This window comes from Pseudomonas sp. B5(2017) (genome assembly GCF_002112825.1).
GTDB lineage: Bacteria > Pseudomonadota > Gammaproteobacteria > Pseudomonadales > Pseudomonadaceae > Aquipseudomonas > Aquipseudomonas putida_Z.
The window spans coordinates 101,334-113,840 of record NZ_NEIR01000013.1; the positions used below are offsets into that span (position 1 = coordinate 101,334).

Genomic DNA, 12,507 nt, shown 5'->3' on the forward strand with positions numbered 1-12,507 from the left:
CTATCGGGGAGGCCAACGTGCGGCGCTACAGTAGCGCCATCCCCACCCCACACCCTTTGGAGACAGCCATGCACAACCGTATCGAATGGGCCAAGCACGCCCCCGAGGCCTACAAAGCCATGGTCGGCCTGGAGCAGGCCCTGGCCAAGAGCGGCCTGGAGAATTCCCTGCTGGAACTGGTGCGCCTGCGGGCCTCGCAGATCAACGGCTGCGCCTACTGCGTCAACCTGCACGCCAACGACGCGCGCAAGGCCGGTGAAACCGAGGCACGCCTGCAGACCTTGTGCGTCTGGCAGGAAACCGCCTACTTCACCCCGCGCGAGCGTGCTGCGCTGGCCTGGGTGGAGAGCCTGACCCGGCTGCCCGAGCACGGCGCGCCGCAGGGCGAATATGAAGCTTTGCAGGAACACTTCGAGCCGGCCGAGGTGGCCAACCTGACCCTGGCAATTGCCACCATCAATGCCTGGAACCGCTTCGGGGTCGGGTTTGCCATGGTGCCGGCCTGATCATTGATCGGTAGCCTGTACCGGCCTCTTCGCGGGTGAACCCGCTCCCACAGGTACAGCACATTTTTCAGATTCTGTGAGTCCCCTGTGGGAGCGGGTTTACCCGCGAAGAGGCCGGCACAGGCAACATCTCAACGCCCGGCCAACCGCGCCCGGTAGCTGCCGGGGCTCTGCCCGGTCCATTTCTTGAACGCCCGGTGAAACGCACTGGGCTCCTGGAACCCGGTCTGCTCGGCAATCTCGGCAATGCTCAGCTCCCCTTCGCGCAACCGCTCGAAGGCCATTGCCCGGCGCACCTCATCCTTGATCTGCTGGTACGAACGCCCTTCCCGCTCCAGCTGCCGACGGAAAGTACTGGCACTGACCCCCTGCTGCTGCGCCAGCGCCGCCAGCGTCGGCCACTGCCCATAGCGCCGCGCCCGCAGGTGCCGGTACACCTCGGCCACCAGCCCGTTCTGGTTGCGAAAGCGAATCACCAGCCCCTGCGGCGCGCTGCGCAGGAAGGTTTTCAGGGCCGCCACGTCCTGCACCACCGGCAGGCGCAGGTAGGCGCTGTCGAACTCCACCTCGGTGCGTCCGCTGCCCAGGCGCAGGTCCGGCCCCCACAGCAGCAGGTCGTCCTCCTGGGCCGGGCGCGACACCGCCAGCTCGGTGCGGTCGATGGCGATCCGTCGCCCGGCCAGCCAGCACAGCATGCCGATCATCAGCACCAGGTAGGTTTCCTCGGCATACACCCGGGTCAGCGGGTCGGCGATGCTTGACTGCACGCTGATCAGCGCCCGCCCGCCACGCAGCGTCAGGCTGCCGCGCAAATCGCGCAGGAACAGGCCAAAACCGCCCATGCACTGGCGCAAGGCCTTTTCCAGGTTCGGCTCCAGGATCAGGCCCCGGCAGATCAGGGCGAAACTGCCCGGCGGCATGCCGTGGCTGTCGAGGCGGAAGAACTCGTCGTCCAGGCGCTGGATCAGCGCCAGCCACAGCTGGGCGAAGGCCTTGGCCGGTACCCGGGCCTGGGGCTGCTCGAGCAGTTGCGGGTCGATGCCCACCGCACGCAGCTGCGCATCGCGTTCGGCGGGGCAGTCGCGCAGGGCGTGGAGCATGGCATTGAGGAAGTACACGGCGACCGAATCGCTATCGCGCATGGCGGTTTTCGCTGTCTATGCTGAGTGGCAAAAAGTGCCAGGTTGTCTGAACAGTTCCGGCATAGGCTGCAACAGAGCCTTTGCCTAGACTCGGTCCCACTCCGGGATCGCCGGCCATTCTCGCAGAGCCTGGCCCGGTCCCGCCATGCCTTCGCAATCGGAGCCCCTATGAGCAGCGCAGAAATCTACGTCGTCAGTGCCGTCCGTTCAGCCATTGGTGGCTTTGGCGGTTCCCTAAAGGACCTGCCGCTGGCCGACCTGGCCAGCGCCATCACCCGCGCCGCCATCGAGCGCTCGGGCGTGGCCGCCGAGCAAGTCGGCCACCTGGTGATGGGCACGGTGATCCCCACCGAACCGCGTGACGCCTACCTGGCCCGCGTAGCGGCAATGAACGCTGGCATCCCCAAGGAAACCCCGGCATTCAACGTCAACCGCCTGTGCGGCTCGGGCCTGCAGGCCATCGTCTCGGCAGCCCAATGCCTGCTGCTCGGCGACACCGATGTGGCCGTGGCAGCCGGCGCTGAATCCATGAGCCGTGGCCCGTACCTGCTGCCGCAGGCACGCTGGGGCGCTCGCATGGGTGACCTGCAAGGCATCGACTACACCGTCGGCGTGCTGCAGGACCCGTTCGAACACTTCCATATGGGCATCACTGCCGAGAACGTTGCGGCCAAGCACGGCATTACCCGCGAAATGCAGGACGAACTGGCCCTGACCAGCCAGCGCCGCGCTGCCCGCGCCATTGCCGAAGGCCGCTTCGCCAGCCAGATCGTCCCGCTGGAACTGAAAACCCGCAAGGGCAGCGTGCAGTTCAGCATCGACGAGCATGTGCGTGGCGAGGTGACCGCCGAGCAACTGGCGGGGATGAAGACCGTGTTCAAGAAAGACGGCACCGTTACCGCCGGCAACGCCAGTGGCATCAACGACGGCGCTGGCGGCCTGGTACTGGCCAGTGGTGATGCGGTGCGCCGCCTGGGCCTGAAGCCGCTGGCACGCCTGGTGGGCTACGCCCATGCCGGCGTCGAGCCTGAACTGATGGGCCTGGGCCCGATCCCGGCCACCCGCAAGGTGCTGGAGAAGACCGGCCTGAAGGTGCAGGACCTGGATGTGATCGAGTCCAACGAAGCCTTCGCCGCCCAGGCCTGCGCCGTGGCTCGCGAACTGGGCTTCGACCCGGAAAAGGTCAACCCCAACGGCTCGGGCATTTCCCTGGGTCACCCGGTGGGCGCCACCGGCGCGATCATCGCCACCAAGGCCATCCATGAGCTGCAGCGCATCCAGGGCCGCTACGCCCTGGCCACCATGTGCATCGGCGGTGGCCAAGGCATCGCCGTGGTCTTCGAGCGCGTCTGAGGGAGCCTGACACATGAGCATTGAACAGATTGCCGTGATCGGCGCTGGCACCATGGGCAACGGCATTGCCCAGGTGTGTGCCGTGGCCGGCTACCAGGTACTGCTGGTGGATGTTTCCGACGCTGCGCTGGAGCGCGGCGTGGCCACCTTGAGCAAGAACCTCGAGCGCCAGGTCGGCAAAGGCACCCTCGACGCCGACCAGGCGGCAGCCGCACGCACGCGCATTCGCACCAGCACCGACTACGCCCAGTTGAGTGGCGCGCAGCTGGTGATCGAGGCCGCCACCGAGAACCTGCAGCTCAAGCAGCGCATCCTGCAGCAGGTGGCGGCCAACGTCGCCGCCGACTGCCTGATCGCCACCAACACCTCGTCGCTGTCGGTCACCCAGCTGGCGGCCAGCATCGAGCACCCCGAGCGTTTCATTGGCGTGCACTTCTTCAACCCGGTGCCGATGATGGCGCTGGTCGAGATCATTCGCGGCCTGCAGACCAGCGACAGCACCTACGCCCAGGCGCTGGTGGTGACCGAAAAGGTCGGCAAGACCCCGATCACCGCCGGCAACCGCCCGGGCTTCGTGGTCAACCGCATCCTGGTGCCGATGATCAACGAAGCGATCTTCGTGCGCCAGGAAGGCCTGGCCAGTGCCGAGGACATCGACACCGGCATGCGCCTGGGCTGCAACCAGCCGATCGGCCCGCTGGCCCTGGCCGACCTCATCGGCCTGGACACCCTGCTGGCGATCATGGAGGCCTTCCATGAAGGCTTCAACGACAGCAAGTACCGCCCTGCCCCGTTGCTCAAGGAAATGGTCGCGGCCGGTTGGCTGGGGCGCAAGAGCGGCCGCGGTTTCTTCACCTACTGAGGAGCGAACGCCATGCCCCCGGTCAATGCCGCGATGCGCTGTGCCAACTTTGAAGAGCGACGTGACCGGGCCATGGCGCTGTTTGCCGAAAAGGGCTTTGGCCAGGTCAGCATGCGCGAGCTGGCGGCCCATGTGGGGCTTACCGCAGGCTCGCTGTACCACCACTTTCCCAGCAAGCAGGACTTGTTGTTCGACCTGATCGAGGAGTTGTACGAAGAGTTGCAGGCCACCCTGGACCAGGGGCGCAGGGCCATGGCGCGCGGGACGTCGGCGTTGAGCTGCCTGATTGCCGCGCACTGGCAGCTGCATGCCGAGCGGCCCATGCAGTTTCGCCTGGCAGAGCGCGACTTCTGTTGCCTGAACGAAGACCAGCAGGCGCGCCTGGCCTTGCTGCGCAAGCGCTATGAGGCGGGGTTGCTGAGGTTGATCGCACCGCAGGCGAAGTTGCAGGGGCAGGCCCTGGTGGCCACGGCGCATGTGGTGGCGACGCTGCTGAACCAGTTGCCAGAGTTGTTGAAGGCCTTGCCCGAAGAACAGGGGTTGGGGTTGATGGAAAGCATGCTGGTGGGTGGGCTGGAGCGGACACTGCGCTAGCCTGTTCCGGCCCTTTCGCGGGTAAACCCGCTCCCACAGGAACTGTGCAAACCTCGAGACTTGCACAGTTCCTGTGGGAGCGGGTTTACCCGCGAAAGGGCCAGTGCAGGCTAGCGCAGGAGCGACTGGATCTGGTCGTGCAAGGTATCCAGGTCGAACGGCTTGGCCAGGATCGGTGCCTTGCGGGTGATCGGGCTGCCGGATTCGAGAATCTCTGCCGGGTAGCCGCTGATGAAGATCACCTTCAGGTCCGGCCGCAATTTCACCGCCGGCTCGGCAATGTCCACCCCGGAAATCCCGCCCGGCAAGCGGAAGTCCGTCACCATCAGGTCGAGGTGCGGCTTGCTCGCCAGGATCGCGAACGCCTGCTCGCCATCCTCGGCCACCAGCACGTGGTAGCCCTCGCCTGCCAGGTAATCACGCAGGATCATGCGAATCGCCGGTTCGTCCTCGACCACCAGTACTACATCTTGTGCATCTTCACTCATGTCAACGCCTTGAAATACTTACAGCTGGCCATCAGACCCCAGGCTCAGGCAGAGGTTGCCCGTGCCTGGTCGTTTTGTTGTTCGTAGGTTGCCAGTGGCAACTGCAAGGTAAAGGTAGCGCCTTTGCCCTCTTCACTCTCCACCAGTATGCGCCCGCCGTGTGCCTGGACGATCTGCTCCGATATGTACAGCCCCAGGCCCAACCCACCACTGGCCTGCTGGGTGGCGACCCGCTCGAACTGCTGGAAGATGCGCTGCTGGTTGGCAACGCAGATGCCGATGCCATGGTCCTGCACCTGCACGCAGGCCAGGCCGTCCTGCTCGAACACCCGCACCTGCACCGGTTTGCGCTCACCATAACGCAAGGCATTGGACAGCAGGTTGGCCAGCACCTGCTCGATGCGAAACTCGTCCCACTCACCCTGCAGTGGCTCGCAGCGTTGCAACTCGAAATGGGTATCCAGTGCGCTGGCCTGGGCAGCAAAGTTCTCCACCAGGCCGCGCACCAGCTGGCCCAGGTCGAACGCCTTGGGCCGCAGCGACAGTTTGCCGGTGCGGATGCGCGATACATCGAGCATGTCTTCGACCAGGCGGATCAGGCTGTTGATCTGCCGCTCGTCGCGCTCGACCATGGCCTGCAGCTTGTCGCCGCTGAAGGCGGCAAGGTTGCCGCGTGCCAGGTGCAGCTTGCGCAGCTGGGTTTCCAGGATCAGGCCATTGAGCGGGGTGCGCACCTCGTGGGACACGATCGACATGAAGTCATCGCGCATGCGCACGGCATGCTCCAGTTCACCCCGCGCCGTTTGCAGCTGGGCCAGCAGCAGCTCCTGCTCCTGGCGGCTGCGTTCCAGGGCCTGCAACTGGCGGTCGAGCACCTTGCGCTGGCGGTACAGGTCGACGAAAACCGATACCTTGCTCTTCACCGCCAGGGTGTCGAGCGGCTTGTGCAGAAAGTCCACCGCGCCGCTTTCATAGCCCTTGAACGCGTAGTTCATCTCGCGCCCGGCGGCAGTGACGAACACGATGGGGATGTTGCGGGTCTTTTCCGTGCCGCGCATTAGCTCGGCCAGCTCGAAACCGTTCATGCCCGGCATCTGCACGTCGAGGATGGCCAGGGCGAACTCGTGCTCGAGCAACAGCGACAACGCTGCCTCGGCCGACTGTGCCTGGTGCACCTCGCGGTCTTGGCCCTGGATCAGGGCGTCGAGGGCCAGCAGGTTTTCTGGCAGGTCGTCGACGATCAGCAGTTTGGCGATGGTGTGGCTTAGCATGCGCTGGGTTCCAGGGCGGCGAGCAATCGCTCGATGCCACTCAGAGAAAGAATATGGTCGGGCTGGTGCAGGGCCAGTGCGGCCTCCGGCATCAGCGCCACCTGTGCGTCACAAGGGTCCTGGACCACGGTCCGGCCCCCGTTGTGCTTGATATAGGCCAGGCCTTCGGCGCCATCTTCATTGGCCCCGGTGAGCAGCATGCCCAGCAGGCCGGCACCGTAGGCATCGGCCGCCGACATGAACAGGTAGTCGATCGCCGGCCGGGAAAAATGCACCGGCGGCTCCTGGCTCAGCGACAGGGTCAGGTCACGCTCCACCGACAGGTGGTAACCCGGCCCGGCCACGTAGATCTGCCCGGCGCGCAGCGGCTGCTTGTCGCGGGCCTCGCACACTGGCCGCCGCAGGCGGCGCTGCAGCACCTCGGCCAGCTGGCTGTGGCGGTCATCGGGCAGGTGCAGCACGCAAATTACCGGAATGGCGAAGCCGGCCGGCAACGCGCCCAGCACGCTGAACAGTGCCGTCACGCCGCCCGCCGAGGCGCCGACCACCATCGCGCGTACGCCTTTCATGACTTGCGGTAGATCCGTTCAGGCTTGACCAGCGGCTCGAAGCGCTCGCTGTACGCGGAAAAATCCACCGATTCCTTGCTGCCCAGCACCAGGAAGCCGCGGTGGCACAGGGACTCGTGGAACAGGCCCAGGGCGCGGTCCTGCAGTTCCTTGTTGAAGTAGATGAGCACGTTGCGGCACGACACCAGCTGGGTTTCGGAAAACACGCTGTCGGTGGCCAGGCTGTGGTCGGCGAAGGTCACGTTGTCACGCAGGGTGCTGTCCATGATGGCGTTGCCGTAGGCCGCCGTGTAGTACTCGGCAAAGTCCCGCCGGCCGCCGGCGATGCGATAGTTTTCGGCGTACTCGCGCATGCTCTGCATCGAGTAGATGCCCTGCTTGGCCTTGTCCAGCGAATGCGGGTTGATGTCGGTGGCGTAGATGATGGTGCGCTCCAGCAGGCCCTCCTCGCGTAGCAGGATGGCCATCGAATACACCTCCTCGCCCGTGCTGCAGCCGGCGATCCACACCTTGATCGACGGCCAGGTGCGCAGCAGCGGCACCACTTCGTTGCGCAGCGCCAGGTAGTGCCCCGGGTCGCGGAACATCTCGCTGACCGGGATCGTCAGGTACTGCAGCAACTGCATGAACATGCCAGGGTCGTGCAGCACGCGCTCCTGCAGCGCCGACACCGTGAGGCAGTCGAACTGGCGCAGCGCATGCAGGATCCGGCGCTTGATCGACGCGCCGGAATAGTTGCGGAAATCGTAGCTGTACTTGAGGTAGATGGCCTCGATCAGCAAGCGGATTTCGATATCGGTGTTACGTTCGCTAGTCAAATTCGCTCCAGTTGCGGCAGCCACACACGGATCAGCGAGAACAAGCGGTCCAGGTCGATCGGTTTGGCCAGGTAATCGTTGGCGCCGGCCTGCAGGCAACGCTGCTGGTCATCCTTCATCGCCTTGGCGGTCACGGCAATGATCGGCAGCTTGCGCCAGCGCGATTGCTGGCGGATCAGCCGGGTGGCCTCGAAGCCGTCCATCTCCGGCATCATCACGTCCATCAGCACCAGGTCGATGTCGTCATGCTGCTCCAGGCGCTCGATGGCTTCGCGGCCGTTGCGGCCGATTTCGACGATCGCGCCCTTGTGTTCCAGCGCGCTGGTCAGGGCGAAGATGTTGCGCACATCGTCGTCCACCAGCAGCACCTTGCGGCCTTCGAATACCTTGTCGCGGCTGCGCGCGGTCTTGAGCATGCGCTGGCGTTCGTTGGACAGCTGCGACTCGACCTTGTGCAGGAACAGCGTCACTTCGTCGAGCAGGCGCTCCGGCGAGCGGGCGCCCTTGATGATGATCGAGCGCGAGTACTTGAGCAGGTCGGCTTCTTCTTCGCGGGTCAGGTTGCGCCCGGTATACACGATCACCGGCGGGAAGGCACGGATGTCCTCGGCGGTCATGCGCTTGAGCAGCTCGTTGCCGAGCATGTCGGGCAGCTTGAGGTCGATGATCATGCAGTCGTAGATGTTCTCGCGCAGCAACGCCAGGGCATCCTGGGCCATGGCCACGGCGGTGATCTCGACATCGTCGTCGCCGATCAGGCGGGCAATGCTTTCGCGCTGCAGGTCGTCGTCTTCCACCAGCAGGATGTGCTTGAGCTTCTGGGTCAGCTTGGCCTCCAGGCGGGCGAACACTTCCTTGAGTTGTTCGCGGCTGGTGGGCTTGACCGCGTAGCCGACGGCGCCCATGTGCATGGCAGCCTCGACCCGGTCCTCCACGGAAATGATATGCACCGGGATGTGCCGGGTGCTCGCCTGCTCCTTCAGGCGTTGCAGCACGGTCAGGCCGGAATGGTCGGGCAAACGCATGTCCAGCAGGATGGCATCGGGGATGTACTGGGCGGCCAGCTCGAAGCCCTCGTCGGCGCCCTGCGCCACCAGGCAGCTGTAACCCAGCTCGTGGGCCAGATCGAAGAGGATGCGGGCGAAGTTCGGTTCGTCCTCGATCACCAGGATGCAGCGGTTGCCGAACGGCGCGCGCTCGCGGTCGTCGGCGAATGCCGGTGCCTGGCGTTTCGGCGCCGCCACCGCCGGTGCCTGCGGCGCGGGTGGCAGGCTGTCGACCGCCGGGCGCAGGCTGAGCGGCTCGATATCCTGCGCCACGCGCTCATAGCGCTCCGGCAGGATCAGGCTGAACACGCTGCCCTGGCCGGGGCTGCTGTCGACGCTGATCTGCCCACCCAGCAGGTGCGCCAGGTCGCGGGAAATGGACAGGCCCAGGCCAGTGCCGCCATAACGGCGGTTGCTGGTGCCATCGACCTGGTGGAAGGCGCCGAAGATCGCCTGCTGCTGGTCGGCGGCGATGCCGATGCCGGTATCGCGCACGGCAAAGACGATGCCGGTGCCGGGCTGGTAACCGATGTTCAGGCTGACCTTGCCGCGCTCGGTGAACTTGATGGCGTTGGACAGCAGGTTCTTGAGGATCTGCTCCAGGCGCTGGCGGTCGGTGAACAGCGTGGCCGGCACCTGCGCCTCGGCGGTCACCTCGAAGGCCAGGCCCTTGTGCCCGGCCAACGGCTCGAACATGCCACGCAGGCCTTCGACCAGGCGTTCCACCTGGGTGCTTTCGGGGCGCACTTCGAGCTTGCCGGCTTCCACCTTGGCGATGTCGAGGATGTCGTTGATCAGGTTGAGCAGGTCGTTGCCGGCCGAGTAGATGGACTCGGCGAACTTGACCTGCTCGTCGCTGAGGTTGCCCTCGCCGTTCTCCGCCAGCAGCTTGGCCAGGATCAGCGAACTGTTCAGCGGCGTGCGCAGCTCGTGGGACATGTTGGCGAGGAACTCGGACTTGTACTTGCTCGAACGCTGCAGCTCCTCGGCGCGCGCCTGCAGCTCATCCTGGGCCTGGAGCAGTTCGTCATTCTTGCGGTCCAGGGCCTCGGTGCGCTCGGACAATTGCTCGTTGGTCTGCTCCAGTTCCGCCTGCTGGGTTTCCAGATGGGCCTGGGACTCCTTGAGCACGCGGGATTGCTCTTCGAGCTCTTCGTTGGCGGTTTTCAGCTCTTCCTGCTGCACTTGCAGCTCTTCGTTCAGTTGCTGGGTCTCGGCCAGCACTTCCTGCAGGCGCTGCCGGTAGCGGGCGCTTTCGATGGAGATACCGAGGTTGCCACGGACCCGCTGCAGCATCTCTTCGTCACGCTCCTGCAGCGGCCGCAGGAAGCCCAGCTCCAGCACACCGTTGATCTGCCCGTCATCACTGCAGGGCATCAGCATGGCACTGCGCGGCAGGCCCCGGCCCAGGCCGGAACTGAGGTGGAAATAGTCGTCGGGCAAGTCGTCCAGGCGCAGCAGCCGCGCTTCGCGCACGGCCTGGGCCAGCAGGCCTTCGTGATCGCCCAGCACCTGCTCGCGGGCCTGCTCCTCGGCATCCAGGCCATAGCTGGCCACACGCACCAGGCGGCCATGCTCGTCACGCACGTACAGCGCGCCGACCACGCTGCCCAGGTAACCGCCGAAGAAACGCAGGATGTTGTCACCGAGCATGGGCAGGGTCAGCTGGCCGAGCACCTGTTCGGCCAGTTGCGTCTGCCCGTTGCGCAGCCAGGCCTGGTGTTCCAGGCGCTCGGCCGCGCGCTGCTGGGCCTTGAAGTTTTCGTCATAGGTACCCGACAGCGCCAATAGGTCGCGCCGCCCGAGGTAGGCCAGCAAGGCACTGAGGCCGATGATGAACAGCACGAAGGACGACATGACCGTGACGGTCACACTGTTGACCCGCTCGTTGCGCGCCATGCGCAACTGTTGTTCGCTGGCGATCAGGTTGTCGAACTCCTTGCGGATCTCGTCGGTCAGGCGCTTGCCGCGGCCGTTGCCGATCAAGGCGCGGTAATCACCCTGGCTGCGGCGCAAGTTGATCATCTCGCTACCGAAGGTGTTCCACGCCTGCTGCAGGGCGATCAGCCGGTCGATGCGTTCGACCTGTTGCGGGTTGTCCTCGACCATGCCGCGCAGGCTCTGCAGGCTACCGAAGATACGCGGCTTGGCCACCTCGTAGGGGTCGAGGAAACGCTCGTCGCCGGTGATCAGGAAGCCACGCATGCCGGTTTCCATGTCGATCGACAGTTTGACCGTTTCGTTGGCATTGCCGATCACCCGGTCGGTGTGCTCGACCCACTGCAAGGCCGAAAGCAGGTAGTTGATCACCGCGACGAAGGCAACGGCCCCCAGCAGGCCAACCCCCAGGGGTAGGCCGACGTTGCGGCTCAACAGCTTGCGGAAGCTCCGCTGGTCCATCGAGGCTGCTTGAATCATGTGAAAACGCCCGAGCAAGTAAAGTCCATTGAAAGTGTGGCAAATCGATCGTTGTAGTTGTCTGCCACTGCTCTGTCCCGTAAAGCGAGTCTAACCAGCTTTGGCGGGTCTGGCAGGGCATTTAGCCAGTATTTGAAGGTGATGTGCGCCAATCGTTCCATCTGATTGCACGGACCGGTATCCTCGGGGAACTTCTGCTGCCATCCGGAGCACAGATTAAAGACATTCATTCTGCACAGGATCGCAACCATGCACCTTCTGGTAGTCGAAGACGACGACATCGTACGCATGCTGATGGTCGAAGTGCTCGACGAGTTGGGCTACACCGTCATCGAAGCGGAGCATGCCAACGCGGCGCTGCGCATTCTCGAGGACCCGAACCAGGCACTGGCGCTGATGATGACCGATGTGGGGCTGCCGGACATGCGTGGCGAAGAGTTGGCGGCCAAGGCGCGCGAACTGCGCCCGCTGTTGCCGGTGCTGTTCGCCAGTGGCTATGCCGAAAGCGTCGATGTACCGGAGGGCATGCACCTCATCGGCAAGCCGTTCAGCATCGACCAGTTGCGGGAGAAGGTGCAGGCCATTCTGGGTACACCGTGAGCAAGGTGTCGTCTGCTTCGCGGGTGAACCCGCGAAGGGGCCGGAACAGGCAGTACACCTCACAGCTCCCTGCGCAACAGGTAGCTATCCATGATCCACCCCTTGCGCGCCCGCTCCCGCTCACGCACTTCCAGGATCTGCGCCTTCACCGTCTGCAACGGCCCGGCAATCAGCACCTCATCCGCGGTCCCCAGGTACGCGCCCCAGTAGATCATCAACGCCGGGTCATCGAGCCGGGCAAACGCGCACTGCCCGTCGAGCATCACCAGCACATTGTCGATCTGCCCCTGCCCGGCCAGGCGCCGCCCTGGCAATACGGTCAATGGCTCACCGATGCGGTTGAGCGGCACCTGATGGCGCGCCGCCAACGCCTGCACGCTGCTGATGCCCGGAATGACCTGCAGGCGCAGCGCCACACCACGCTCGCGGACCAGGCCAAGGATGCGCAGGGTGCTGTCGTACAGCGTCGGCTCGCCCCACAGCAGAAAGGCGCCGGTTTCCCCAATGCCTATCTCCTGTTCGATCAGTTGGGCGTACAGCGCCGCACGCTGCCGGTGCCAGTCCTGCACCGCGCCCAGGTAGTCATCGGCCTGGCCATCGCGTGCAGGGTCGGCCACCTGCACCAGGCGGTAGCCGCCCTCGGGCCGGTAGCGTTGCAGGATGGCCTTGCGCAGGTGCACCAGTTCATCCTTGTCGCCGCCCTTGTCGAGCACGAAGAACACGCTGGCCTGGCGCAGCGCATCGACCGCCTCGTAGGTGACCTGGCGCGGGTCACCCGGGCCGATGCCGATCAACAACAGGTCTTTCATTGCCCTGCCCTTTGCGGGAACCAGCAGCCAT

At 64.9% G+C, this 12,507-nt stretch carries 12 protein-coding genes; 5 read left to right on the forward strand and 7 right to left on the reverse strand.

The annotated features are described in order from the left end of the window. Positions 1-68 precede the first annotated feature (68 nt). Entirely contained in the window at positions 69-506 is a 438-nt protein-coding gene (locus CAG00_RS19885) for a carboxymuconolactone decarboxylase family protein (RefSeq protein ID WP_025338700.1), read from the forward strand. Between the two features lie 131 nt (positions 507-637). On the opposite strand, the gene CAG00_RS19890 is transcribed toward CAG00_RS19885, so the two are convergent. Further along, positions 638-1,648: an AraC family transcriptional regulator gene (locus tag CAG00_RS19890; protein ID WP_025338699.1), complete on the reverse strand. Its 1,011-nt coding sequence runs from the start codon at positions 1,646-1,648 to the stop codon at positions 638-640. 168 nt (positions 1,649-1,816) lie between these two features. Here CAG00_RS19890 and CAG00_RS19895 point away from each other — a divergent pair, with 168 nt between their 5' ends. From CAG00_RS19895 to CAG00_RS19905, 3 genes are read left to right on the forward strand one after another with little or no spacing between them, the layout of a single operon-like run. After that, positions 1,817-3,001 carry an acetyl-CoA C-acyltransferase family protein gene (locus CAG00_RS19895; protein WP_085665149.1) on the forward strand — a complete coding sequence of 395 codons (1,185 nt, stop codon included), beginning with the start codon at positions 1,817-1,819 and terminating at the stop codon, positions 2,999-3,001. A gap of 13 nt (positions 3,002-3,014) precedes the next feature. After that, positions 3,015-3,863: a 3-hydroxybutyryl-CoA dehydrogenase gene (locus CAG00_RS19900; RefSeq protein ID WP_085665150.1), complete on the forward strand. Its 849-nt coding sequence runs from the start codon at positions 3,015-3,017 to the stop codon at positions 3,861-3,863. Between the two features lie 12 nt (positions 3,864-3,875). Beyond that, positions 3,876-4,457, forward strand: coding sequence for a TetR/AcrR family transcriptional regulator (locus tag CAG00_RS19905; protein ID WP_085665151.1), 582 nt, complete (start codon positions 3,876-3,878; stop codon positions 4,455-4,457). 110 nt (positions 4,458-4,567) lie between these two features. Here the strand turns inward: CAG00_RS19905 and CAG00_RS19910 are convergent, their stop codons facing one another. From CAG00_RS19910 to CAG00_RS19930, 5 genes are read right to left on the reverse strand one after another with little or no spacing between them, the layout of a single operon-like run. Continuing rightward, on the reverse strand, positions 4,568-4,945 hold the full coding sequence (locus CAG00_RS19910; RefSeq protein ID WP_075044893.1) for a response regulator: 378 nt from the start codon (positions 4,943-4,945) through the stop codon (positions 4,568-4,570). 44 nt (positions 4,946-4,989) lie between these two features. Continuing rightward, positions 4,990-6,216, reverse strand: coding sequence for a hybrid sensor histidine kinase/response regulator (locus tag CAG00_RS19915; protein WP_085665152.1), 1,227 nt, complete (start codon positions 6,214-6,216; stop codon positions 4,990-4,992). Then, positions 6,210-6,785 carry a chemotaxis protein CheB gene (locus CAG00_RS19920; RefSeq protein WP_085591023.1) on the reverse strand — a complete coding sequence of 192 codons (576 nt, stop codon included), beginning with the start codon at positions 6,783-6,785 and terminating at the stop codon, positions 6,210-6,212. Before CAG00_RS19920 ends, CAG00_RS19915 begins: the two co-directional genes overlap by 7 nt. Then, the gene (locus CAG00_RS19925; protein WP_003259474.1) at positions 6,782-7,603 is read right to left on the reverse strand and encodes a protein-glutamate O-methyltransferase CheR; all 822 of its coding nucleotides are present in this window, start codon (positions 7,601-7,603) and stop codon (positions 6,782-6,784) included. The genes CAG00_RS19920 and CAG00_RS19925 overlap by 4 nt, the downstream gene beginning before the upstream one ends. Next, the gene (locus CAG00_RS19930) at positions 7,600-11,067 is read right to left on the reverse strand and encodes a response regulator (protein WP_085665153.1); all 3,468 of its coding nucleotides are present in this window, start codon (positions 11,065-11,067) and stop codon (positions 7,600-7,602) included. Before CAG00_RS19930 ends, CAG00_RS19925 begins: the two co-directional genes overlap by 4 nt. 249 nt (positions 11,068-11,316) lie before the next feature. Between CAG00_RS19930 and CAG00_RS19935 the strand changes: the two genes are divergently transcribed. After that, positions 11,317-11,667, forward strand: a complete 351-nt coding sequence (locus CAG00_RS19935) for a response regulator (protein ID WP_085665154.1) — start codon at positions 11,317-11,319, stop codon at positions 11,665-11,667. A 59-nt stretch (positions 11,668-11,726) separates the two neighbouring features. On the opposite strand, the gene cobF is transcribed toward CAG00_RS19935, so the two are convergent. Then, entirely contained in the window at positions 11,727-12,476 is a 750-nt protein-coding gene (gene cobF, locus CAG00_RS19940) for a precorrin-6A synthase (deacetylating) (protein ID WP_085665155.1), read from the reverse strand. Positions 12,477-12,507: the final 31 nt, after the last annotated feature.